22 protein-coding genes are annotated in these 24807 nt (G+C 62.6%); 17 read left to right on the plus strand and 5 right to left on the minus strand.

The features are described from left to right. Positions 1-95: 95 nt before the first annotated feature. The 7 genes from IT549_RS06035 (at position 96) to IT549_RS06065 (ending at position 8355) form a co-directional block, all read left to right on the plus strand. Positions 96-506: a ketosteroid isomerase-related protein gene (locus IT549_RS06035; RefSeq protein ID WP_292970834.1), complete on the plus strand. Its 411-nt coding sequence runs from the start codon at positions 96-98 to the stop codon at positions 504-506. Then, the gene (locus tag IT549_RS06040; protein WP_292970837.1) at positions 503-1090 is read left to right on the plus strand and encodes a GNAT family N-acetyltransferase; all 588 of its coding nucleotides are present in this window, start codon (positions 503-505) and stop codon (positions 1088-1090) included. Before IT549_RS06035 ends, IT549_RS06040 begins: the two co-directional genes overlap by 4 nt. Continuing rightward, positions 1087-1980 carry a carbon-nitrogen hydrolase family protein gene (locus IT549_RS06045; protein WP_292970839.1) on the plus strand — a complete coding sequence of 298 codons (894 nt, stop codon included), beginning with the start codon at positions 1087-1089 and terminating at the stop codon, positions 1978-1980. The genes IT549_RS06040 and IT549_RS06045 overlap by 4 nt, the downstream gene beginning before the upstream one ends. Positions 1981-2001: 21 nt before the next feature. Beyond that, positions 2002-3468 (plus strand): D-alanyl-D-alanine carboxypeptidase/D-alanyl-D-alanine-endopeptidase, encoded by a 1467-nt coding sequence (dacB, locus tag IT549_RS06050; RefSeq protein ID WP_292970841.1) that lies wholly within the window; start codon positions 2002-2004, stop codon positions 3466-3468. A 165-nt stretch (positions 3469-3633) separates the two neighbouring features. Then, complete coding sequence (locus IT549_RS06055; protein ID WP_292970843.1) at positions 3634-6612, plus strand: TonB-dependent receptor; 2979 nt, start codon at positions 3634-3636, stop codon at positions 6610-6612. Positions 6613-6768: 156 nt separating this feature from the next. After that, positions 6769-7074 (plus strand): PilZ domain-containing protein, encoded by a 306-nt coding sequence (locus IT549_RS06060; RefSeq protein ID WP_292970846.1) that lies wholly within the window; start codon positions 6769-6771, stop codon positions 7072-7074. Positions 7075-7116: 42 nt separating this feature from the next. Further along, positions 7117-8355 (plus strand): cyclopropane-fatty-acyl-phospholipid synthase family protein, encoded by a 1239-nt coding sequence (locus IT549_RS06065; protein ID WP_292970849.1) that lies wholly within the window; start codon positions 7117-7119, stop codon positions 8353-8355. Between the two features lie 96 nt (positions 8356-8451). Here IT549_RS06065 and IT549_RS06070 read toward each other — a convergent pair whose 3' ends face one another. The 3 genes from IT549_RS06070 to purF all read right to left on the minus strand — a co-directional run bounded on the left by IT549_RS06070 (position 8452) and on the right by purF (position 11076). Next, positions 8452-8811: a PilZ domain-containing protein gene (locus IT549_RS06070; RefSeq protein ID WP_292970852.1), complete on the minus strand. Its 360-nt coding sequence runs from the start codon at positions 8809-8811 to the stop codon at positions 8452-8454. 82 nt (positions 8812-8893) lie between these two features. Continuing rightward, complete coding sequence (locus tag IT549_RS06075) at positions 8894-9607, minus strand: SDR family NAD(P)-dependent oxidoreductase (protein WP_292970855.1); 714 nt, start codon at positions 9605-9607, stop codon at positions 8894-8896. Then, positions 9604-11076, minus strand: a complete 1473-nt coding sequence (gene purF / locus IT549_RS06080) for an amidophosphoribosyltransferase (protein ID WP_292970858.1) — start codon at positions 11074-11076, stop codon at positions 9604-9606. Before purF ends, IT549_RS06075 begins: the two co-directional genes overlap by 4 nt. Before the next feature lie 181 nt (positions 11077-11257). Here purF and IT549_RS06085 point away from each other — a divergent pair, with 181 nt between their 5' ends. The 7 genes from IT549_RS06085 to IT549_RS06115 all read left to right on the plus strand — a co-directional run bounded on the left by IT549_RS06085 (position 11258) and on the right by IT549_RS06115 (position 17238). Further along, on the plus strand, positions 11258-11926 hold the full coding sequence (locus IT549_RS06085; RefSeq protein ID WP_292970861.1) for a response regulator transcription factor: 669 nt from the start codon (positions 11258-11260) through the stop codon (positions 11924-11926). 2 nt (positions 11927-11928) lie between these two features. Further along, entirely contained in the window at positions 11929-12945 is a 1017-nt protein-coding gene (locus IT549_RS06090; RefSeq protein WP_292970864.1) for a HAMP domain-containing sensor histidine kinase, read from the plus strand. Positions 12946-13009: 64 nt separating this feature from the next. Continuing rightward, positions 13010-14086 carry a cytochrome-c peroxidase gene (locus IT549_RS06095; protein WP_292970867.1) on the plus strand — a complete coding sequence of 359 codons (1077 nt, stop codon included), beginning with the start codon at positions 13010-13012 and terminating at the stop codon, positions 14084-14086. 156 nt (positions 14087-14242) lie between these two features. Continuing rightward, a complete protein-coding gene (locus IT549_RS06100; protein WP_292970869.1) occupies positions 14243-15484 on the plus strand; it encodes a lipoprotein-releasing ABC transporter permease subunit in 1242 nt (413 codons plus the stop codon). Next, positions 15477-16151: an ABC transporter ATP-binding protein gene (locus tag IT549_RS06105; protein WP_292970871.1), complete on the plus strand. Its 675-nt coding sequence runs from the start codon at positions 15477-15479 to the stop codon at positions 16149-16151. Before IT549_RS06100 ends, IT549_RS06105 begins: the two co-directional genes overlap by 8 nt. Before the next feature lie 27 nt (positions 16152-16178). Further along, complete coding sequence (locus IT549_RS06110) at positions 16179-16709, plus strand: hypothetical protein (RefSeq protein WP_292970873.1); 531 nt, start codon at positions 16179-16181, stop codon at positions 16707-16709. 49 nt (positions 16710-16758) lie between these two features. Next, positions 16759-17238: a glutathione peroxidase gene (locus IT549_RS06115; protein ID WP_292970876.1), complete on the plus strand. Its 480-nt coding sequence runs from the start codon at positions 16759-16761 to the stop codon at positions 17236-17238. Positions 17239-17414: 176 nt separating this feature from the next. Here the strand turns inward: IT549_RS06115 and IT549_RS06120 are convergent, their stop codons facing one another. After that, complete coding sequence (locus IT549_RS06120; RefSeq protein WP_292970879.1) at positions 17415-18575, minus strand: Yip1 family protein; 1161 nt, start codon at positions 18573-18575, stop codon at positions 17415-17417. Between the two features lie 171 nt (positions 18576-18746). On the opposite strand from IT549_RS06120, the gene dnaE reads away from it, so the two are divergent. The 3 genes from dnaE (at position 18747) to IT549_RS06135 (ending at position 24377) form a co-directional block, all read left to right on the plus strand. After that, entirely contained in the window at positions 18747-22217 is a 3471-nt protein-coding gene (gene dnaE / locus IT549_RS06125) for a DNA polymerase III subunit alpha (protein WP_292970882.1), read from the plus strand. Positions 22218-22244: 27 nt separating this feature from the next. Further along, positions 22245-23834 (plus strand): long-chain fatty acid--CoA ligase, encoded by a 1590-nt coding sequence (locus tag IT549_RS06130; RefSeq protein WP_292970884.1) that lies wholly within the window; start codon positions 22245-22247, stop codon positions 23832-23834. Between the two features lie 129 nt (positions 23835-23963). Then, entirely contained in the window at positions 23964-24377 is a 414-nt protein-coding gene (locus tag IT549_RS06135) for a DUF1330 domain-containing protein (RefSeq protein ID WP_292970886.1), read from the plus strand. Here IT549_RS06135 and IT549_RS06140 read toward each other — a convergent pair. Next, positions 24374-24802 carry a DUF4279 domain-containing protein gene (locus IT549_RS06140; RefSeq protein ID WP_292971111.1) on the minus strand — a complete coding sequence of 143 codons (429 nt, stop codon included), beginning with the start codon at positions 24800-24802 and terminating at the stop codon, positions 24374-24376. The two genes, IT549_RS06135 and IT549_RS06140, sit on opposite strands and share 4 nt — an antisense overlap. Positions 24803-24807: the final 5 nt, after the last annotated feature.

Consider the following 24807-nt stretch of genomic DNA (forward strand, 5'->3'; position numbering starts at 1 on the left):
GATCGGCGCATAAGAAATTCTGAAGCGTGCTCGCTGGCGTTGCCTGCGGACGGGGCTGCGGTTAATCCGCGCACTCCTGTATGGTGGAGTATCCGATGGACCGCGCTGACGCCCTTGCCTTGCTGACCCGTTACTATGCCGCGTTCAACGCCGGTGACTGGGAAGGCATGCTCGATTGCCTGGCTGACGATGTCGCCCACGATATCAACCAGGGCGGCACCCAGCGCGGCAAGGACGCGTTCCGCGCGTTTCTGGCGCATATGGAGCGGTGCTACCGCGAACGGCTCGACGGGATCGTGCTGATGGCCAGCGAGGAAGGATCGCGCGGCGCGGCGGAATTCACCGTCCATGGGGAATACCTTGCCACTGATGAGGGGCTGCCCGAAGCGAACGGACAGACCTATACCCTGCCGGCTGGCGCATTCTTTGCGATGTCGAACGGGCGGATTGACCGGGTGACAGTCTATTACAACCTCAATGACTGGTGCGCGCAGGTGGGCGCTTGAGCGTTACGGTCCGCCCGCTGACCGGTGGGGAGATCGCCGCGGCGATCGACGATCTGGCGGCGCTGCGGATCGCGGTCTTTGCGGCCTTTCCCTACCTCTACGATGGCGACATCGGTTACGAGGCTGACTACCTGAAGCACTTTGCCGCGGCGCCCGATGCGGTGCTGGTGGCGGCTTTCGCTGGCGCGCGGATCGTCGGGGCGGCCACGGCCAGCCCGATGTGGGCGCAAAAGGCCGAATTTCGCGCGCCGTTCGAGCAGCGCGGGATCGCGACGGACCGTCTGTTCTACTTCGGCGAAAGCGTGCTGCTGCCCGAATATCGCGGGCAGGGGATTGGCCATGCCTTTTTTGACCAGCGCGAAGAGCAGGCCCGGCGCAGCGGGGCGACGGCGGCGACCTTTGCCGCGGTAATCCGGCCCCACGACCATCCGGCCCGGCCGGCGGACTATACCCCGCTGGATGCATTCTGGCGCGGGCGCGGCTATGCTCCGGTTGACGGGTTCGTGACCGAACTGGCCTGGAAGGAACACGGCGAGGCGGACGAGAGCCCCAAGCCGATGCAGTACTGGCTGCGCCAGCTGTGACCCGCTTTACCCTTGCCGCGGCGCAGTATCCGATTGACCGGCTGGACGGCTGGCAGGCCTATGCCGACAAGCTGACCGCCTGGGTTGAAGCGGCGGCGCGGGGCGGGGCGCGGCTGGCGCTGTTTCCCGAATATGGCGCGATGGAGCTCGCCGCGCTCGATTCCGGCAGGATGGGCGATCTTGAAGGCTCGCTGGTCACCGTTGCGGCACGCTTGAGTGACCTTTGTGTGCTGTTTGAAGGACTGTCGAAGCAGCACGAGATGTACCTCCTGGCACCCTCAATTCCTGTTTTGACATCAGCTGGTTACGTGAACCGCGCGCACCTGTTTGCACCCTCGGGCAAGGTCGGAATCCAGGATAAGCTGGTGATGACCCGCTTTGAGCGCGAAGAGTGGTTCGTCAGCGCCTCCGGGCCGCTGCGACTGTTTGAGACATCGCTCGGGAAGATCGGCGTAAACATCTGCTATGACAGCGAATTTCCGCTGCTGGCACGCGCCCAGGTTGAAGCCGGGATGGAACTGCTGCTGGTCCCCAGCTGCACCGACAGTCTCCACGGCTACTGGCGGGTCCGGCTTGGCACCCAGGCCCGCGCGCTGGAGGGGCAATGCTATGCCGTCCAGTCGCCAACCGTCGGAAATGCCGAATGGAATCCGGCAGTTGACGTCAATTGCGGAGCCGCCGGAGTCTTCGCTCCGCCCGATCGCGGCATGCCCGCCAGCGGTGTCGTGGCACTGGGTGAAATGGATAAGGCGCAATGGCTCTTTGCCGAAGTCGACCTGGCAAAAGTGGCGGAATTGCGTGCTTCAGGCGGTGTGCTCAACGCCCGGCACTGGGCCGAACAGCCCGGCGCCCAGCCGCTCCCGCCGGTCGAACTGGTGGACTTGCGCTAACCACTTGGGCAGACAGGGCGAATGCTGAGATACCTCGCCCCGCTCGCCCTGCTGTTCGCCAGCCCGGCCCTGGCCGAACCCGCTCCTCCCAACCAGCAGACCTTGGTCGAGGCGGAGCTGGCAAAGGCGCCAAAAGGCACGCGTTTCGGGCTTCTGGTGGTCGATGATTCCGGCAAGGTGGTGGTTGCGATCAATCCCGACCAGCGCTTCATCCCGGCTTCGAATACCAAGCTGTTCACCACCGCCGCGGCCTATGCCCTGCTGCCCGGGGTGGACCAGCCGGATGCTGAAGGTGCTACGCAAGTCTCGCTTGTGCCGGGCAAAAAGAAGGGCGTTTTCAACGTCGTATTGACCGGCCGCGGTGACACGCGGATGTCCTCCGCTGCCAATTGCCAGCAGGATTGCCTTGCCACCCTGGCCGATGCCGTAGCCGCCCGAACCAAGGTGGCGGGCGACGTGATCGGCGATGACACCCGGTTCCCCGACCAGCGCTGGAGCCCGGGAATGAGCTGGAACAATTTCGGCTCGAACGATGCCACCGCTACGTCCGCGCTCTCACTCGACAGCAACGAGCTGATGGTCAAGGCCTTGCCCGGCACGTTGGGCAAGCCGCCGCTACTGGTGGTTCCACCCTATGTCACGGTGCGCAACGAAGCGGTGACCGTAGCGCCGGGAGGCAAGGCCAACCTGGTGCTCGAACACACTGTCAATTCACGCGATTTCCGCCTCTACGGTGAACTTCCGGCGGACGCGGGCGAGTGGCGTGAGCGGATCGGGATCGATGATCCGGCGCATTTCACCGCCTGGACCTTTGCGGCGATGCTCAAAGCGCGGGGGGTGAAAATCGCCGGCAAGATCCAAACCAGCCATCGTCCCGTTGGTCTGGTTGACGATCCCGACTGGCGCGCCCGGAATGCCGTGGCGATCGACACGGCACGCGGCGGCCCCGTGCTGGCCGGCCTGGTCCCGCCACCGCTGGCCGAAGACATAGTGATCATCAACAAGGTCAGCCAGAACAATCACGCCGAAACCATGCTGCGCCGCATCGGAAGGGTCGAGGGCACCGGCTCGCTCGAAGACGGCCTCGCCGCTACTCGCGCACTCTATGAAAGAGCCGGGATTCCGCGCGAAGGCTACGATTTTTCCGACGGCTCGGGCATGTCCACTTACAACCGGGTCAGCCCCCGGGCCGGCGTTGCCCTGCTGCGCTGGGTCGATGGCCAGCCGTGGGGCAAGGCCTGGCATGCTTCGTTGCCGATTGCAGGGGTGGACGGTACGCTGAAGCGGCGGTTCCTGGGCACACCGCTGGCGGGCAACCTGGCCGCCAAGACCGGCACGCTTAACGCGACCAACGCCCTGTCAGGCACGTTTCGCGCAGCCAGCGGCAAGCGACTGACCTTTTCGTTCTTTGCCAACGACGTGCCCAATGGCGAGTCGGCAATACCTGCGATGGAGGCCGCGCTGCTGGCGATCTACGCCGCCAACTGAAAGCGCTTCCAGGGCGATTTGTTGCAACGCTGCAACAATTCACCCTGCTGCCGGCAATTCTGGTCTCAAAACGGGATTTTTTGCGCGCCGCGCTCTGGCCAAGCTCGTCTCGCTTGATAGTCTCGTCAGGTTGAATCGAATTTCGTGTTCAGAATGGGGGCTTTCATGACACTTCGCACACTTGCTCGCGGCATTCTTGCCAGCTCTGTCTCGCTTGTAGCTTTCGCAGCGCCGGCATTGGCGCAGACCACTCCCGATGTTTCAACCCCCAATGCGGATAGCGCCAGCGACAACAGCACCGCAATTGTGGTGACCGGTTCGCGGCTCAAGCAGGATCCGACCAAGAGCGCGCTGCCGCTGCAGATCATTTCGACCGCCGATCTTGAACGCAACGGGCTGGCTAATCCCGAACAGCTCAACATGTTCCTGACCTCGAACGGCAGTGGGGCAGACAACCTGGCCTCGAACGCCGACGTTGTTACCGGTGCCCAGCGAGGCACCAACGGGCTTTCGGCCGCCAACCTGCGCGGGCAGGGCAGCGCATCGACGCTGATCCTGCTCAACGGCCGCCGCGTGGCTGCGCACGGACTTTCGGGCGGGGCTGTTGACGTCAACCAGATTCCCTATGCCGCGATCGAACGGGTCGAAATCCTGAAGGACGGCGCCTCGGCCATCTATGGCACCGACGCGATCGGCGGGGTGATCAACTATATCACCAAGAAGGATTTCAAAGGCTTCAGCCTGGCCGGATCGACTGACTTCACCCAGCATGGCGGCGGCGAAATCTACCGCGTTTCCGGCTTGGTCGGCTATGGTGATCTGCAGGAAGATGGCATCAACGTGATGGGCGGGGTTGCCTATAGCTGGAACAAGATGCTGCGCGGCTCGCAGCGCGATTTCGTCAACGGCAATCAGCCGCTGCGTGGCCTTTCGGTCGATACCCGCGGCACGCCGATCGCGACGTTGTTCAACATCGGGGCCAATGCCTCCCAGAATCCTACTGGCTCGCTGCTCGCCGGCCTGACGCTGACCGCGCCCAATGGAGGCAACGCGGCTGCGGGCGGGATCAACTACCTCGATCTGCCGGGCGGTGCTGGCTGCGAATCGATGGACGGCGGAATGGCTTACGACTGGGAGTTGTGGTCATCGCCGAACAACTATTACGCATGTGCTTGGGATACCGGTCGCGCGGCGGTGATCCAACAGCCGATCGAAACATTGACCTATTATACGAAGGCTACTGTCAATCTGGGCGGTGGTCATCAGATCTTTGCCGAAGTTACGGGGTCCAGCGCCGATTCGGCCAAGAGCTTCAGCCATGCGCAATTGTCGGCAAACACCACCAATTTGCCTTGGGCCTATCCGCTCAACCCGACGACCCAGAGTACCTACGACTCGATCTTCAATGCGCTTCTGGCCACGTTCCCAGGCAGCGCCGCAACGCTTAACGCCCGCTATGGACGACCGCTTTCGGGTCGCTGGCGCTGCATCGCCTGCGGGCCGCGTGAATATACCACCAACAGCCGCACGTTGCGCGCCTATGCCGGCATTGAAGGCCCGCTGCCGATTGGTGACTGGGATTATAAAATTGGTGCTTCGCATTCGGAAAGCGAAACGAAGTCGCTGCTGGGTTCCGGCTACTATTATCGTGGTACGCTGAACAACGGCTCGCCCGACCCGCTCGCGCCGATTGCGCCAGGTGCGACGACGCCAGGTCTAGTCGGTCTGATCAATTCCGGCATTCTCAACCCGTTCTCGCTCGATCAGACTGCGGCTGCATTGGCTGGACTCGAAGCGGTTTCGGCGAATGGATCCACGCTCTATGGCGGGCGTTACACGGTCAAGGAGGTTGATGCCTCGATCTCGGGTTCGCTGTTCGAATTGCCGGGCGGAAAGGTCCAGGTGGCGCTCGGGCTTGACTGGCGGCGTGAGACCTACAGCTTTAATGGTTCTGCTGCGGCAGCAGCGAACCAGCCGGTGATTTTCCTCGCGGCGTTTGACAACGTCAACGCGCTGCTGCCCAAGGTTCGCACGGTCAAGGCGGCATATGGCGAAATCGATCTGCCCATCCTTGATATCCTCGATATCACCGCTGCGGTGCGCGTCGACGACTACAGCGGCTTTGGGACGACGACCAATCCGAAGGTTTCGGCCAAGTTCACACCGGTTGACTGGCTGATGTTCCGCGGTTCCTATTCGACCGGGTTCCGTGTTCCCAGCTTCAACCAGATCTTCAACGGGGTCACAACCAGCCCCTATTCCGGCAGCGATCTTGCAGATCCTGTGGCCTGCCCGGGCGGCGTGCCGACCAGCGCCTTCGGTTCCGGTCTGCCCTGCGCGATCATCCGGCCAGACATCTGGACCGGTGGTAACCTCAACCTTGGGCCGGAAACCGCGAAGATGGCAAGCGTGGGCGTGGTCTTCAAACCCTTGCCACGCTGGAGCCTTTCGGCTGACTGGTGGATGATCAATGTCGATAATACCATCGCGATCCTGACTCTGCGGCAGTTGGTCGACAACGCATCACTGTTCCCGGACAATTTCATCCGCGATTCATCCAACGTGATCACCGCAATCGACCAGCGCTGGGTAAATGCTGGCTCGCGCCGGACCCAGGGTGTCGAATTCGCCTTGCGCGGTGGTTGGGACATGGCTGGTGGCAGCATGGCGGTTGGCCTTGATGGCACTCTGATGCTCAAAAAGCGGGAAAAACTGATTGCCAACCCGACCTTGCCGTATGGGCCTAGCCAGATCGGCATCTTCACCTTTGCCGGCGATCTGGGGCTGCGCTGGAAGCACAACGCGTGGATCAGCTACAGCAACAAGGACTTCACGATCACGCTGACTCAGCTTTACCGTGCTGGCTATAACAACCAGAAGCTTCCTGGAATCGCCAGCGGCGCGGTGACCCGGCCTGAGTTCAATGAGAAGGTGAAGGCCTATGTGATCTATAACCTCGGTGCCAGCGTCACTGCGCTGAGCCCCGACTTCAAGATCAACTTCGGAATCAAGAATTTGTTCGATACCGATCCGCCGTTTGCCATCACCTATGATGGTAACACTGGCGCCGGCTCCAGCTGGGAACCGCGGGTTGCCGATCCGCGCGGTCGGTCGTTCAATGTCGGGGTGGAAGTTCGCTTCTGATTCGATCAGCCAAGTGAAAAATTGGGGCGCCGAAGTGTTTTGCTTCGGCGCCCTTTTGTTAGAGTTCTGAAATACTTGATAATTTCATGATTAACCCGGTTTTTACCAAGATCTGTGAATGTGGATGCGTTCGGAGGACCAAGAAGACCGCCTGCCATGTCGCAAGAAGCCCAGTTTCAGCAGACCAGTGGCCGCCGTGCCGATCGTCGACGCTATCAGGCTTCGGTGCAGTTCCGTGCGGGTACGCGCCGTGCCAATGTCCAGGTGCAGGACATTTCTGAACTTGGCGCGCGGATCTCGGGTGTGTTCCTGGTCCATGAGGGTGACCACTTCTACCTCAAGCTCGCTTCGATCGAAGCGATCGAGTGCAAAGTTGCCTGGGTGACTGATTTCGAATTCGGCTGCGAATTCATCCGTCCGCTCAATCCGGTTATCCTCGACGCAATTACCCGCTCCAACTGAGCTGGCATTGCAGAGGCGTGACGCCCGGTTCATAGGCCGGGCATGTCCGCGCACCAGTCCAGCAGCGATGATCTTGCGCTTGGCGCACCCGTGCTGCGTGGCCAGACCGGCTGGCTGGCGCGGCTGTGGACTGGCAGTGCCGCACGTCTGGTTGAACGGATCGATGCCGGGCTGGTCAGCGGTAGCTTGCAGGCCACACTGCCCGATGGATCGACCCGGCTGCTGGGCGGCCGGGCGCCGGGCTTTGCGGCGCGGGTAACCCTGCATTCGTGGCGCGGTCTGGTGCGAGTGGCCAGTTCGGGCTCAATCGGGCTCTATCAGGCCTGGGAAGCCGGCGAATGGTCCAGCCCGGATCCGGTGGAGATGTTCGCGCTGTTCGTGGCCAATGCCGATGCCCTGGGCAACCTGGCGCGGGCACGTGGCCCCTGGCGCCTCGCGGCACGACTGGCGCACTGGCTGCACCGCAACACCCGCACCGGATCACAGCGCAACATCCATGCCCACTATGATCTGGGTAACGCCTTCTACGCCGAGTGGCTGGACCCTGACATGGTCTATTCCAGCGCGCGCTGGGCATCTGCTGGCGAGGATCTGGCGGCGGCGCAGCAGCACAAGCTGCAGACGATCGTCGATCGGGTGGCAGGCGCTGGCAGCGTGCTGGAGATCGGGTGCGGCTGGGGTGCACTGGCGCAGCGACTGCATGAAGCCGGTGCAGCGGTTACCGCGATCAGCCTGTCCGACGAACAGTTGGCGTGGGCGCGCCGCAACCGTTCACCGCAAATTGAATTCCGCAAACAGGACTATCGCGACGTGTCGGGTCAGTTCGAGGCGATCGCGAGCGTGGAGATGGTCGAGGCAGTGGGCCGGGAATACTGGCCCGATTTCTTCGATTGCCTGACGCGCTGCCTCAAACCCGGCGGGCGCGCGGCGATCCAGTACATCGCGATCCGCGAGGCGCTGTTCCCAGCCTATTCACGCAGTGCCGATTTCATCCAGGCCTACATCTTCCCGGGGGGCATGCTGGTGAGCGAGGCAGAGTTTCGCGCTCTGGCCGCATCTCACGGGCTGGACTGGTGCGACCAGGCTGATTTCCCGCTCGACTATGCCGAGACGCTGAAATGCTGGCGCGAGCGGTTTGATCTGGCGATTGCGGAGGGGCGCTTGCCGCCGGAATTCGATGCGCGGTTCCAGCGGCTCTGGCGGTTCTACCTGATGTATTGCGAGGGCGGATTCCGGGGCGGCGGGATCACTGTCTCGCAAGTAACGCTGGTCAAGCGCTGAGGGGTTCCGCCCGGGCACGGCAAATCGCGTGCGATTTGGGGGGTAAGGGACACAGCGGCTCTGGCCGGCGCCCGGACGGAATTCGGTTTGTCAGGCTCAGGAAACCGGGCGGAAGGCCGAATTGGCCTGCCAGCGCGACAGAATATTGTCGTGCACGATCGGGCTGAGCAGTTTTTCGAAGGCGCAACCGGCCAGACTGTTGTCCCACCACACCACTTCGCTCTGCAGAGCTTCGATGCCGGGCAGGGTCAGCCAGCAGACGGTGCCAGGTACCATGCGGTTGACCGCCGCGGCGCAGAAGCCGCTAAGCGAAAGATCGTGGACCACCGTCTGGAAGCCGCGACCACCCGACATGCGCAGGGTCGCGGGAATCGCCACGCGGGTGCGCGGCGCGCTGCGATCTTCCTGCGCGGCTGAGAAATACGGGTCCTTGGTCAGCAACAGATTTTCGTTCATCACAGCGCCCCTATGTCCGCTCCTTTCCGGGACCTTTCCCGGCAGGATTGGCAAAGTATCGCTGCTTGCAGTTGCCGATGGATTATGAGGAAAGGTTAACGCGCTCGCGGTGCGGGCTGCTGAATTGTTCACCAAGCAATGTCAGCAAGCGTTCAGCGACTGCTTCGGGCGGCTTGACCGAAGCCGGGTCTTCGCCCGGGTAAGCCTTTGCCCGCATTGCGGTTCTTGTCGCGCCGGGATCAACGATCGCAACCCTGACCTTCGAAGTGTTGCGGGCTTCCTCGGCATAGCAGCTGACCAGGTTTTCGGCCGCCGCCTTGCTGGCCGCATAGGCACCCCAGTACGCACGCGGATCGCTGGCCACACTGGTTGTCAGGTGCACGAAGCGCGGGTCCTCGCTGGCCTTCAGCAGCGGGTCAAACCGTGCGATCAGGGCCTGGGTGGCCAGCACGTTCAGCGTCAGTGCCTTCGAAAACTGCGTCTGGTCGATATCGCGGACCGAAGTCAGCTCGGGCAGCACCGCCGCACAGTGGACCAGCACATCAAGCTTCTTCCAGCGTTCGGTTACAGCCGCAGCCAACCGGGCAATTCCGTCGGCATCGGCCAAATCGACTGGAGCGATCGTGGCTCCGCCTCCGGCCTGGAAAATCGCTTCCTCGACCGCCTCTAGCCCCTTGGTGTCGCGCGCCGTGATCACCACGTGGGCGCCGGCTGCCGCCAGTGCCTTGGCCACGGCCGCACCGATCCCCTTGCTGGCGCCGGTAACCAGAGCGATCTGCCCCGAAAGCGCGCTCATGCGACCTTGCCGACCGGAAGTGGCAACTGGTCTTCATCCGCAGAGCGTTCGGCCATGTCGGTCAGGCGGGTGGGATAGTCGCCGGTAAAGCAGGCGTCGCAGTGCTGCGGGCAGGCGTTGTTGCGGCCCTTGGCACCGACCGCGCGGTAGAGCCCGTCAATCGAGACGAAGGCCAGGCTGTCGGCGACGATGAACTTGGTCATCTCCTGCACGTCCATCCGCGCGGCCAGCAGCTTGTGTCGTTCGGGAGTGTCGACACCATAGAAGCACGAATGGCTGGTCGGCGGGCTGGCGACGCGCATATGCACCTCGGCCGCGCCGGCATCGCGCATCATTTGCACGATCTTCATCGAAGTGGTGCCGCGCACGATCGAATCGTCGATCAGCACGATCCGCTTGCCTTCAACCAGCGCCCGGTTGGCATTGTGCTTGCGCTTCACATCGGCATGGCGCGCGCCGTCGCTGGGTTGGATGAAAGTGCGACCGACATAGTGCGAACGGATGATTCCCAGTTCGAAGGGAATCCCGCTTTGCTGGGCATAGCCGATCGCGGCGGGCACACCGCTGTCGGGCACCGGGATCACCAGATCGGCTTCAACCGGCGCTTCCTTGGCCAGTTCCATGCCGATCGCCTTACGAACTTCGTAGACGGAATGCCCGCCCATCACCGAATCCGGGCGGCTGAAATAGACGTGTTCGAAGATGCACGGGCGCGGCGAGTTGTCGCCGAAGGGGCGGTGGCTGGTAACCCGGCCGTCCTGGCGTACTTCGATAATTTCGCCAGGCTCAACCTCGCGCACGAACTCCGCGCCGACCACGTCAAGCGCCACGGTTTCGCTGGCAAAGACGGTGGCGTCACCGATCTTGCCCATTGCCAGGGGGCGGATGCCTAGCGGATCACGGCAGGCGATCATCCGCTTGGGGGTCATGCAGATCAGCGAATAGGCGCCCTCGATCATCCGCAGCGCATCGACCAGCCGGTCCATCAGCGTGGGATAGCGGCTGGTGGCGATCAGGTGCAGGATCACTTCGGTGTCCGAAGTCGACTGGAAAATCGCGCCCTTGTTCACCAGCTCCTGCTTGAGGTGCATGGCATTGGAGATGTTGCCGTTGTGCGCGACCGAGAAAGCACCGCGCGCCAGATCCGCGTGGAGCGGCTGGACGTTGCGCAGCCCCTGGCCGCCGGTGGTTGAATAGCGCACGTGACCGCTGGCCATTTCGCCGGGCAGTTCGGCGAACATGCTGGCATCGGAAAAGACCTGGGCAACATGGCCCAGCCCGCGGCGGGCGAAGAAATCCTTGCCGTCATAGCTGACGATGCCGACCGCTTCCTGGCCCCGGTGCTGCAACGCGTGCAGCCCCAGCGCGGTCATCGCGGCAGCTTCCTTGGCGCCGATGACGCCGAAAATGCCGCATTCCTCGCGCAGCTTGTCACCGTCTGCGTCAAGGAAGGGGTGGGTGAGGTTCATGGAATCGCCAAGCCCTTGCTGTGCCCTGTCGCGCCGCCTTTGGCGGGGAATGCAGCTAAAGGCAAGGGCGCGGCGCAGGGTTTCGACCGCGATTGCAAAGTCACTGTTCGCTCTCTCGGTCAGCGTCTGGTCAGTGTCTCCGATTAATGTCATGAAATGACTTGTTCCGGGCCAAACGCACATGCGCATACTGGTGATTGAAGATAATCTGCGTTTGGGTGAGCTGATTGCCCAGGGTTTGTACGAACGCGGGTTCACCTGCGATGTCGCGAACAGTTTGGGCGCGGCGGAAGGCGCATTGGCAGTCGCGCAGTTCGACGTGATGTTGCTGGACGCGGGGCTGCCCGATGGAGACGGTGTAGAATGGCTCGCTACCCGGGCCACCAGGCCGTTGCCGCCGACAATCATCCTGACAGCGCGCGACGGCATTGATGACCGGATCAAGGGGTTAGACGCCGGTGCCGACGACTATCTGCCCAAGCCCTTTGCGATCGACGAGCTCGCGGCACGAATTCGTGCAGTATTGCGTCGGCCGGGCGTGCGCCAGCAAAGCGTAATCGAGGTCGGTGATCTGACCTTCGATCCGGCTGCCATGGTCGCATCGGTCATGCAGCGGCGGATCGACGTCAGCCGGCGTGAACTTGGTCTACTCGAACTGCTGATGCGTCGTGCTGGCCAGGTTGTGCGCCGTGATCAGATCGAGGTCGCGCTTTATGGCTTTGACGAGCCGGTCACCCCAAATGCGATCGAAGCGGCGGTTTCGCGATTGCGCCGCAAGCTTGAGGAAGCGGGCGCAGGCAATGTTCTGCATACAGTGCGCGGTGTCGGTTACCTGTTGAGCGAGTCCTGACGATGGCCATGCGATCGGTTGCCCGAAGTTTGTCATTTGGCCTGCTGGTGGTTGGTCTTGTCGGATTGCTGGTTCTGCTCGGCGCAATCTTGCTCGACTATCATATTACCTTCAGTGCCCTGAACGATCCGCAAGCCTTGCAGAAGGCTGTGTATGAAGTCGGCGCGCATGTCCTCCTGCCAGCCCTGGTGATCATAACCCCGATGGCCTTGGCCGGTCGATACATCGTTCACCGGGCACTTCGACCGATCGAGGAAGCTGCCCAAGCAGTTGCCCAGGCGCCAAGTGCGGCGTTGGGGGTGAGGATTGATGATTGCAATTTTCCTGCCGAAATCGCCCCCTTGGCAGATGGTGTGAACGGGTTGCTCGCGCGGATGGAGGAGATTTCGCAAGCCAATGCCGCATTTGCCGGCGATGTTGCGCACGAATTGCGCACGCCACTGACCCTGCTCGGGCTGGAGCTTGAACGGCTCGAGCATCCGCAAGCCGGGACATTGCTGCGCCAGGTCCGCGACATGCAGAAGCTGGTCGATCAGCTGATGACGATCACCAGGATCGATGCACGCAAGCTTTACGGACAGTGCGGCAGCGAAGTCGATCTGGCTCTGGTAGGAAGTAACGTCGTGGCACAGATGGCTCCTACGGCGCTGGCTGGAGGCCGGGTGCTGGGCTTTGAAGACAATGGTCCTACCTCGATCTTGGCGGAAGCCGAATCCCTTGCGGCGGCGACCCGCAACCTGGTTGAAAACGCACTCAGAGTAACTCCGCCGGGCGGCAGTGTTACCGTAGTCGCTGGGCCAGGGCCGGTTTTATCGGTGGTTGATTGCGGACCGGGGCTCGGTCAGGATGAGCTGGAGCGCCTTTCCCATCGCCATGTCAGAGCAGATCATGCCAGCAGTGATGGTGCCGGTCTGGGTTTGGCAATCGTTCGTCGGATCGTCGAAGCGCATGGTGGTCGCCTGCGTAGCGAAGCATCAAGTCATAGCATTGCGATGGAGTTTCCAGCCCCATTGGCATGATCGCCGTCAGAGTGTCGTCAGTCTGATCCAGTATTGAGCAGCTGAAGCCTTGATGGGAATCACAATGAGCAAGTTCGCGACAGCAGGATTGATTGCACTGGCGTTGGCGGTGAGCGCTTGCGGCAAAGCAGGCAGTGATGGCCAGTCGGCGACTGGCCCGGCCAGCGAAGAACTGATGAAGGCCGCTCGCGAGCAATTCAAGGCTTTGCCTGCGAGCTACAAGGAAGTTGAGGGTTTTTCAGCCAGTCAGGACCTGATTGACCTTGGCGCCATGCTCTATCATGACCCGCGCCTGTCTGGCAGCCATGCGCTCAGCTGTGCGTCGTGCCATAATATTGGTCTGGGCGGCGGCGACAATGCCTCAACCTCGATCGGCCACAACTGGCAACAGGGCGGACGCAACGCGCCGACCGTGCTCAACGCTACATTCAACTTCGCCCAGTTCTGGGATGGTCGCGCAAAGGATCTGGTCGAGCAGGCCGGCGGACCCATGGTGAACCCGATCGAAATGGATTCACCCAAGGAGCATATCGTCGAGCAGATCAAATCGATCCCGGGCTATGCTGCGGCCTTTGCCAAGGCGTTCCCGGGCCAAAAGGATCCGATCACACTGGAAAATATCCAGAAGTCGATCGCGGCATTTGAAGCCACCCTGATCACGCCGAACGCACCCTTCGATCAATATCTCAATGGCAAGCCAGGCGCACTTGACCAGACCCAGAAGGCCGGGCTCAAGCTGTTTGTCGATACCGGCTGCGCGTCGTGCCACAATGGCATGAACGTGGGCGGCAGTATGTATGCCAAGTTCGGGATGGCCAGCGATCCAGACCCCAAATATCGCCCGCCGGGTGACAAGGGGCGGATGGCGGTCACCAACCAGGCATCCGATCTCTATTCCTACAAGGTGCCAACCCTTCGCAACGTAGCTCTGACCGCACCCTATTTCCACAATGGCTCGGTCTGGGATCTGCGCGAGGCGGTAAAGGTGATGGCCAAGGCCCAACTCGGCAAGGACCTGAGTGACGGCGATGCCGACAAGATTGTCGCTTTCCTTGGCTCGCTGACAGGCGATCAACCCGATGTCCGCGTCCCGATCCTGCCGGCGAGCGGTCCGAATACAACCAGGCCGATGCGTAACTGACGCCCCCCGCGTTTGCTTCGTCCGGGTCGCAGGCGGGCTGCACAGGTTCTTCCTGGTGCAGCCCGCCATTTTTTGTTCGGCTTGCTGCCCTTGCCAGCGCGGGGAGGGCCGCCTAAACCGCGCTGGCCCCAAGATTGTTCGCGCAAGGATGCCGGCTTGATCCTCTCTCCGTTCGAATGGACCATCGCCAAGCGCTATATGCTGCCCGGGCGCGGAGAGGCGTTTATCGCTATGGTGGCCGGGATCAGCCTGGTTGCGGTGATGCTGGGTGTGGCCGCGCTGGTCATCGTGATGAGCGTGATGAACGGCTTTCGCGCCGAACTGTTCGACAAGATCGTAGGGCTCAATGGCCATGCGGTGGTGCAGGCCTATGGCGGGCGGCTGGATGACTGGCGCGAGGTGCTAAAGGATGTGAAGGCGACCCCCGGAGTTACCCGCGCCTCGCCGCTGATCGAGCAGCCATTGTTGACCAGCTTCAATGGCCGGGTCGAGGCGATCTTTGCGCGCGGGCAGACGCAGGAAGACATCAACCGCCTAGCCGACAAGGTAGTGTCCGGCAGGCTCGATGCGCTGAAGCCCGATGCCAGCGAAGTGGCGATCGGATCGCAGCTCGCGCAGAATATTGGCGCGCGAGTGGGGGACTCGATCACGATCATCAACCCGCAGGGACAATCGACCCCGTTCGGCACCGTGCCGCGCCAGATCGCCTACCGTGTCGCCGCGATCTTCGAGATCGGGGTCTATGATTTCGACCAGCGCTTTGTCGTCATGCCGATGCAGGATGCGCAGACGCTGCTGCTTTCGGGCGATGCAGTGGGGATGATCGAGGTGCAGGTCGAAGATCCCGATGTGGCGTCCGAAACCCTGCAGCCGATCGCGCAGAAATATTCCGGCCGCGCGGTGGTGACCGATTGGAAATCGATGAACGCCAGCCTGTTTGAAGCGCTTGCGGTGGAACGCGTGGCGATGTTTGTGGTGCTGTCGATCATCGTGCTGGTGGCGGTGTTCAACATCCTGTCCAGCCTGATCATGCTGGTCCGTGCCAAGACCCGCGATATTGCGATCCTGCGGACCATGGGGGCTTCGCGCCAGTCGATCCTGCGGATCTTCGTGGTGCTGGGCTTCGCGATCGGCACTGCCGGGACCCTGGCCGGACTGGCGCTGGGCTTTGTCTTCCTGTTCTTCCGTCAATCGGTTGTGCGGGTCGTCGAACTGCTGACCGGACAGAACCTGTGGGATCCATCGATCCGTTTCCTCACTGAACTGCCCAGCCGCAGCGATCCGGTGGAGATCGCAGCGATCGCGCTGATGGCCTTGCTGTTCAGCTTCCTGGCCACGCTCTACCCGGCGATGAAGGCGGCTAGCACCGATCCGGTGCAGGTGCTGCGCTATGAGTGAGGCGGTGATCGCGCTCTCCGGGCTGACCCGCAGCTTCGAACAGGGCGGGGTGCGGATCGACGTGCTGCGCGGTGTGGACCTGGCGGTCCAGCCGGGCGAGATCGTGGCGCTGCTGGGGCCATCGGGTTCGGGTAAATCGACCCTGCTGCAGGCGGTCGGACTGCTCGAAGGCGGGTTCGGCGGGCGGATCGAGATTGCCGGGACCGATGCCTCGGCCTTGTCAAGCGACGAGCGCACCGTGCTGCGGCGTGACCGGATCGGCTTCGTCTATCAGTTCCATCACCTGCTGCCCGATTTTACCGCGCTGGAAAATGTCGTCCTGCCGCAACTGGTTGCCGGCATATCCCAGAGCCAGGCTGAGCTTCGCGCGCGGGAACTGCTGATCGCACTGGGACTGGCCGAGCGGCTTGACCATCGCCCCAGCCAATTGTCCGGCGGTGAGCAGCAACGCGTCGCCGTGGCGCGGGCGCTGGCCAACAAGCCGGTGCTGGTGCTGGCTGACGAACCGACCGGCAACCTTGACGAGAAGACTTCAGACAAGGTGCTCGAACAGTTCCTTACCCTGGTTCGCACCCAGGGCAGCGCTGCGCTGGTCGCAACCCACAACGAGCGTCTCGCCGCGCGGATGGACCGGGTAGTGCGGCTGCACGAGGGCGTGATCAACTGACCGCGATCGGACCGAAAGGGAACAGCCATGTCGTTTGTCGCCGCGATTGCACTCGTTGCCCAGTCGGCTGGAGCGTCAGCCGCGCCCCCGCCGCCGCCATGTGCAGCCCCGGTCTTCGCCGGTTTCGACTTCTGGGTGGGTGACTGGGACGTCTATCCGAATATCAAGGACGCGGCCAAGGCGCCGCTGATTGCCCACAGCAAGATCGAGCGGCTTTATGCCGGCTGCGCGGTGCGGGAGAACTGGATGCCGCTGAAGGGGCCGGGCGGGGGCAGTCTCAACGCGGTCGATCCCGCCACCGGTCGCTGGCATCAGACCTGGATCGGATCGCAGCCGGGCCGGGTCGAATTCGACGGCGGCAGGGTGGGCGAGGCGATGGTGCTGACCGGCTGGTGGGCCGGGGTGAACGGCCCGGGCAAGGATGCCCTGATCCGTATGAGCTATACGCCGATCGACAAGGACACGGTGCGTCAGCACGGTGAGCAATCGACCGACCACGGGGTGACCTGGACCACCAATTTCGATTTCATTTATCGCCGCAGCAAACCCGCCGGTTGACCTTGATGGCGGCTCGCCTAGTCTCCCGGCAAAATTCGGGAGAAGCAGCATGACCACGATCGCCGATTTCACTGCCGACCTGCCTGGCGGCAAGCAGCTCAACCTGGCTGACAAGCAGGGCAAGGTGCTGCTGGTGGTCAACACCGCCAGCAAGTGCGGCTTCACCCCGCAGTATGATGGGCTGGAAGCGTTGCACCAGAAATACGGCGCACAGGGCTTCGAAGTGCTGGCCTTCCCCTGCAACCAGTTCGGCGCGCAGGAACCGGGCAATGCTGATCAGATCGAGGAATTCTGCAAGGTCAACTTCGGGCTCAGCTTTCCGCTGATGGCCAAGATCGAAGTCAATGGCACGAACGAGACGCCGCTCTATTCGTGGCTGAAAAGCGAGGCTCCGGGCCTGATGGGGACCAAGTCGATCAAGTGGAACTTCACCAAATTCCTGATCGACCGGCAGGGCAAGGTCGTGCGCCGCTATGCCCCCACCGACAAGCCCGAAAGCATTGCGAAGGATATCGAAAAGCTGCTTTGATCGGGGGGCATCACCCCAATCCAACCGCGGCTAATTCGCTTCGCTCCTAAGCCTTGGTATCCTTCCCCCAACAAGGGGGAAGGTCCGGTGCGGCCTACTTTCCCCCTTGTTGGGGGAAGGATACCGATGCTTGCGAGCTTGCTCGCTGGCGCAGGTTGGATTGGGGTGATTTGGCGCTACTTCGCCAGCCCGGCCAGCGCGCCCTGATCGATCGACGCCACCGCCGATTTCAGCTCGTCGATCGAACCGGCTTCGCCTTCGGCGCTGATGAAGAAGCGGCTGGCAACCTGTTGCGAAAATTCGCCGCTGCTGGAACCCTTGCTCCACTTTTCGACCACGATCTGCCCGCCCACGGTGCTGGTACGGTCATAGCCATCGGCATCCTCGTGGCTCTGTTCCGCGCCCATCGCTCCGGCCAGACCGGCCAGCGCGCCAAGCCCGGCTGAATCGATCACCGACAGTTTGATCGACTTGTCACCCGAGGTGTAGGTGGCCGAAACGCCCTTGCCCATGGCGCCCATCGCCCCGGTATCGAGCGCAGTGCGGGTGTAGGCACCCAGCGAGGCGGGCAGCAGCGCCTGCAGCTTGGCTGTATCAACCGGCGGCACCTGACCATTGGCGGCGGCTTCCATCTGCTTGCCGGCCTGTTCGAGGTTGGCGGTATCAAACTTGCCGACCCCGGGAATGTTTACTTCTGCCGAGTCGCCTGAATTGGCCGCCAGCCCGGCCGCGCCGACGCCCAGCGCGCCAGTTACTGTCGAGGTGATGGTCGCAGCAACGAAGCCCAGCACGATCGCGGCCACCACGGTGACCAGCGTATAAACGATCGACTTGTCTTCGGGCACCTTCATCAGGGGCGTCGAACCCTTGTAGAACAGGTAGATGCCATAGATCGAGGCGATGATCCCCAGCGCGGCCAGAGCCGGTATGATGCCCAGGATACCGGCGATCCAGCCCGGGGTCATCGACGCGGCGACCAGCTTGAACGCCTGCGTGCGATTGGCCTGTCCGCCGAAATTTGGAGCCAGAAAATCGGCCACCAGCGCTACGATCACCAGTGAGATCAGGCTCATCACAAAGCTGGTCAGGGCCATGGTCAGCCCGGTCATCAATCCCGGCTTGAAGGTGACCAGGAACAGGCTGATCCCGAACACCTGCCCGCCGATGAAGCTGGCGATCGGACCGATCGCGGCCAGTGGCAGGGCATAGCGGGTGACGATATCGCCCGGCGTGGTCTGCTCTGCGGCCAGTGTCGGCCAGGTTTCCGATGGTTGCAGAATGATCGCCTTGGCGCGGTCAAGCAGCCCGCCCAGTTCAGGCCCTTTGCCCAGTTCCATAGTCCCGTTCCTCTTTTGCGATGCGAAATTGCAGAAACGACCCTGTGCTTTGGCCAGCATCGAACCACAGATCGCCGGATTTGCAAAGGGCTTGCGCCAGATTGGGGATGAGGCGGTGGATAAGGGCAAAGCGCTTTTGCGAATCTGCTGCCCTGTGCCTACTTAACGGCCATGTCCCACACCGGTTTCGTTCCCCTGCGCGTGCTGTCCAGTTATTCGATGCTCGAAGGGGCGATCGATCCCAAGGCCGTGGTCAAGCTGGCGGTCGAACGCGCATTCCCGGCGATCGCGATCGCCGATCGCAACGGGCTGTATGCGATGATGGCCTTTGCCGGTGCGGCGCGTGATGCCGGGATCCAGCCGATCATCGGTTGCCTGCTGGGCGTGCGGCGCAGCGACGATGGCCCGATCGATTGGCTGGCGCTCTATGCCCAGAACGAGGCGGGCTGGCAGAACTTGTGCCATCTGGTCAGCCGCGCCCACCTCGATCGTCCGCTTGAGCTTGATGCCCATGTCACGCTCGACGATCTTGCCGGGCACAGCGATGGCCTGCTGTGCCTGACTGCTGCCGGGGAAGGGGCGCTGGTTCGCCTGCTGGCCGAAGGTCGGCACGATGCCGCCGCAGCCTATTGTGAGCGACTGGAACACCTGTTTCCCGGGCGCCTCTATATCGAGGTGGCCCGGCGCGGCGATGCGGCCGAGGATGCGGCCGAAGACGCGCTGATCGAGCTGGCCTTTGCCCGCAATGTGCCGCTGGTGGCGACCAATCCGGCTTCCTATGGCGATCCCAACTTTTACGGCGCGCACGATGCCATGCTGTGCATTGCCAATTCGACCCACGTCGATGCCCCCGAACGTCCGCGCTCCAGCCCGCAATGGTGGGTGAAGAGCGCGCCGATGATGAACGAGCTGTTCGCTGACCTGCCCGAGGCGATTGCCAACACGCTGGTGGTGGCACAGCGCTGTGCCTATGCCCCGCCCAAGCGCAAGCCGCTGCTGCCCAGCCTGGCCGGCGACGCGGCGGGCGAAGCACAGATGCTGATCGACGATGCCCGGGCCGGCTTGGAAGCACGGCTGGCCCCCTATGGCGAACTGCCTGAGGAAGAACGGCAGGCCTATTTCGACCGGCTCGATTTCGAAACCGGCGTGATCAACAAGATGGGCTTTGCCGGCTACTTCCTGATCGTGGCCGACTTCATCAAATGGGCCAAGGAAAACGATATTCCGGTGGGGCCGGGGCGCGGTTCGGGTGCGGGCTCGGTGGTGGCCTGGGCGCTGACCATTACCGATCTCGACCCGATCCGGCTGGGGCTGCTGTTCGAACGCTTCCTCAACCCCGAACGCGTTTCGATGCCGGACTTCGATATCGACTTCTGCGAAACCCGCCGCGGCGAGGTGATCCGTTATGTCCAGGCCAAGTACGGCCACGATCACGTCGCCCAGATCATCACTTTCGGCAAGCTGAAGGCCCGCGCGGTGCTGCGCGATACCGGCCGGATCCTGCAGATGAGCTATGGCCAGGTCGATCGCCTGACCAAGATGGTGCCCAACCATCCGACCGATCCTTGGACCCTGCCGCGCGCGCTCAACGGCGTGGCCGAGCTGAAGCGCGAATACGATAACGACGAAGAAGTGCACCGGCTGGTCGATCTGGCGATCCAGCTGGAAGGGCTCAACCGCAACTCATCAACCCACGCCGCCGGGGTGGTGATCGGTGACCGCCCGCTGGCGCAACTGGTGCCGCTCTACCGCGATCCGCGATCGGATATGCCGGTGACCCAGTTCGACATGAAATATGTCGAGGATACCGGGCTGATCAAGTTCGACTTCCTGGGGCTAAAGACGCTGTCGGTGCTGAAGAAGGCGCTGCAATTGCTGGCCCGGCGCGAGATCACGATCAATCTCGATGCGCTGCCGTGGGACGATGCCGAGGTCTATGACCTGCTGCAATCGGGCGACACGGTTGGCGTGTTCCAGCTCGAATCCGAAGGCATGCGGCGCACGCTGGCGGCGGTGAAGCCGACCAATTTCGGCGACATCATCGCGCTGGTTTCGCTCTACCGCCCAGGGCCGATGGACAACATTCCGCTGTTCGGGCGGCGCAAGAACGGGCTGGAATCGATCGAGTATCCGCATCCCCGGCTGGAGGGAATTCTGGCCGAAACCTACGGCATCTTCGTCTACCAGGAACAGGTCATGCAGGCTGCGCAGATCCTGGCCGGCTATTCACTGGGCGATGCCGACTTGCTGCGCCGCGCGATGGGCAAAAAGGTCCAGGCCGAAATGGATGCCCAGCGCCACCGCTTCGTCGATGGCTGCAAGGAAGTATCGGGGATCGAGGCGGCCAAGGCCAACGAACTGTTCGACTTGATCGACAAGTTCGCCGGCTATGGCTTCAACAAGAGCCACGCCGCCGCCTATGCGCTGCTGGCTTACCAGACCGCCTGGCTCAAGACCCATTACCCGCATGAATTCTATGCCGCTTCGATGTGTTTCGACATGCACCAGTCGGAAAAGCTGGCGGTTTTCGTCGACGATATGCGCCGCAACGGGGTGGAGCTGGAAGGGCCCAGCATCAACCGCTCCGAAGCCGAATTCACGGTCGAACGGACCGATGAAGGCTATGCGGTGCGCTATGCCCTGGCCGGGATCCGCAACGTCGGCGAAAAGGCGATGGACGCGCTCCATGCCGAACGTGAGGCGAACGGGCGCTTCACCAGCCTGGAAGACCTGTTCCGCCGGGTCCCCTATGGCTCGATGAACCGCCGCCAGCTGGAAGGGCTGGCCGGTGCCGGTGCCTTTGACGAGCTGGAGCCCAATCGCGCCAAGGTGCTGGCCAATGCCGACATGCTGCTGGCCGTGGCCGACGAGGCCGAGCGCACCCGTTCAAGCGGGCAGGCCGGATTGTTCGGCGGCGACGATCATGCTGCGCCCGCGTTGCGGCTGGCCGAGGTCGAGCCCTGGTCCAAGACCGAGCAGATGGCCAAGGAGCGCGAGAACTTCGGGTTCTATTTCGCGGCCCATCCGGTCGAGCAATGGCGCGCGGTGGCGGTGGCCAATGGTGCGCGGACCTATGCCGCGCTGATGGAAGGCGGGGTCGCCGGTGGCGGACGCAGCCAGGCGATGATGGCGGCGATGATCGAAAGCGTGAACCGCGGCAAGACCCGGCGCGGTGCAGACTTCGTGCGCGCCGATTTTTCGGACAGTTCGGGTCAGTTTTCGGCTGCCTGCTTTGAAGAGAGCCTGGTTGATCCGATGCTGCAATGGGCCAAAGATGGCACCTGCGTGCTGCTGACGGTTGAGCTCGATTCGCCCAGCCCGGACGAACCGCCCCGCATTACCGTGCGCGGCGCCCGTCCGCTGAGCGAAGTGAAAGTAGCCAGCGCGATGCAGCTGCGGCTCGATGTGCTGCGGCCCGATGTGCTGGGCGAACTGGCGCTGCTGCTGCAACCGGGCGAACCGGGGCGGGGCGAAGTACTTGCCCGGCTGCGCACCGGTACCGGCCACGACCCGCTGGTGCGGCTGGGGAGTGACTTTCATCTTGATGGAGAACTCGCAGAACGCTTGGCAAGTGTCGAAGGTCTTGCCAATGTAGCGCTAAGCGCGCGGCGGGGCTCGGCCAACCTGAGGCTTGTCGCGTAAGCCGTCAGAGCATCAGGAGAGGTAGCAATGCTGGGAGCCATGCAGGACTGGGACCTTCGGGTAACCCACCTGATTGATCACGCCGCACGAGAGCACGCCAACCGCGAAGTGGTAACCCGCTGGGCCGATGGAAGCGAGACGCGCACGAACTGGGCGGGGATCCGCCGCGATGCGCTGAAGATGACCCAGGCGCTGCGCAAACTGGGCATTCAGCAGGGTGACCGGATCGCAACCCTGGCGATGAACCACAGCCGCCACCTGGTCAGCTGGTACGGCGCGGTGGGCGTGGGCGGGGTGCTGCACACGATCAATCCGCGGCTGTTCGACGATCAGCTGGAATACATCGCCAACCATGCCGAGGACCAGGTCCTGCTGTATGACAAGGCCTTCACCCCGATCATCGAGCGGATGAAGGGCAAGTGGACCACGATCCGCCACTACATCTGTTATGACAATGGTGAGTTCGAGAACTGGATCGGGGCCGAGGACGGCCAGACCGAATGGACCAGCGGCGGCGAGCGTGATCCCTGCATGCTGTGCTATACCAGCGGCACTACCGGCAATCCCAAGGGTGTGCTGTACGAACACCGGTCGACCATGCTGCACGCAATCACCGGGCTGCAACCCTCGATCTTCGATTTCGATACCCGTTCGGTCATGCTGCCGGTGGTGCCGATGTTCCACGCAGCCAGCTGGGGCCTGCCCTGGGCCGGCGCGGCAGCGGGGATCAAGTTCGTGTTCAGCGCGGTCAACGATGCGGCGGTGCTGTGCGAACTGATGAACCGCGAAGGCGTGACCCATTCGGCCGGGGTGCCGACCGTGTGGCTCGCGACCTTCCAGCACATGGACGCCACCGGCACCACGCTGCCAACGCTGCGTCACGCGATCATTGGCGGGTCGGCGGCGCCGCGCTTCATGATCGAGCGGCTGATGAAGGCCGGGGTCAATGTCGCGCATGCCTGGGGGATGACCGAAACCAGCCCGATCGGCACCACCGGGGCGATGACCTGGGACTGGGCCGACAAGACCTTTGAAGAACAGCTCGACATCAAGCAGATGCAGGGCCGGGTTCCGTTCGGCGTGCAGCTGCGCACGGTCGATCTGGGCGATCCCACCAAGGAACTGCCGCGCGATGGCAAGACCAGCGGCGCACTGCAGGTGCGCGGGCCGTGGATCATCAAGCGCTATTTCAAGGCAGACCGGGATGCCACCGATGCCGAACAGTGGTTCGACACCGGCGATGTCGGCATCCTGCATCCCGATGGCACGCTGCAGCTGACCGACCGGACCAAGGACGTGATCAAGTCCGGCGGCGAATGGATCAGCTCGGTCGAGCTGGAAAACGCCGCAGTCGGCCATCCCGGTGTGGCAGAAGCCGCCGCGATCGGCATCTACCATCCCAAATGGGATGAGCGCCCGATCCTGGTCGTGGTCAAGAAGGAAGGCGTGGAAGTCACTGCGGACGAGATCAAGGCGCATCTGGCCCAGAGCGTCGCCAAATGGTGGCTGCCCGACGCGATCGAATTCGTCGCCGAGATCCCGCACGGGGCGACCGGCAAGATCAGCAAGAAGGACCTGCGTGACCAGTTCAGGGATTACAAGCTGGCGGATGCGTAAGCACCAATCCTCCCCCGTTGGGGGAGGTGGCAGCGCGTAGCGCTGACGGAGGGGGCAGTTGAGCCGCCGCGCCCCCTCCGGCCCGCCTGCGGCCCACCTACCCCAGAGGGGGAGGATTTGGAGTGTTCAATGACCAACTACATCGACCCGAGCCGTGAGAACTGGCAGGTCTTCAAGGACTTGCCGCGCGATGCGCCGATCCACATGCTCAACCTGCTGAAGTTCCGCGACCTGGCGGAATATCCGGCAGATCATGAGCTGCACGGTCAGGGTCTGACCGGCCGCGAAGCCTATGCGATCTATGAAAAGCGCTTCCAGGAACTGGTCGCCGACGATGGCGCGGCGATGGTTTGGCACATGCCGCTGGAATGCATGGTGACCGGCCCGGCCGGCGAGTGGGATGCGGGCTTCGTGATGGGCTATCCGCATTCGGGCGTGTTCATGGCGATGGTCAAGAACGAGAGCTATGTCCGCGACGCCCTGCCGCATCGTACGGCGGCTTTGGCGGACAGCCGGTTGATCCGGTTTGGGGGGAGATCCTAGTCGTCTTCGTCGCGATTTTCGCCGCTATATATATCCAAATCGAGCTCAATGCCGCGCAAGCCAAGCGCCAGCAGAGTTGAAGGCTTCAAGGAAATCCCTTCGTTGAACTCTTCCAAGAATAGGCCTGTGAACAGGTCAAGGCTGAAACGCTCATTCAGCTCTTTCCAGATCGACAGATCGTCGGTCACCTTGCCCAAGAGCTCGTCGATCTGGCCATCCAAATCACCGGGAAACCTATCTTCCGTCCGCAGGTTCCACATCCCGTACTTCGGAATTCGCTCCCGGCCAGTCGTGGGGTTGCGAATAACTTCACCCTTTCGATAGGAGAGCGAAGGCTTGGTACCCAGGATCACCGAGATTTCGTCAGGATCAAGCATCTCGCCAATAATGCGCAAGGATGCTGCTGTTTTCGAAACTGCCGACATGAGCT

This window comes from Novosphingobium sp. (assembly GCF_020852455.1).
Lineage (GTDB): Bacteria > Pseudomonadota > Alphaproteobacteria > Sphingomonadales > Sphingomonadaceae > Novosphingobium.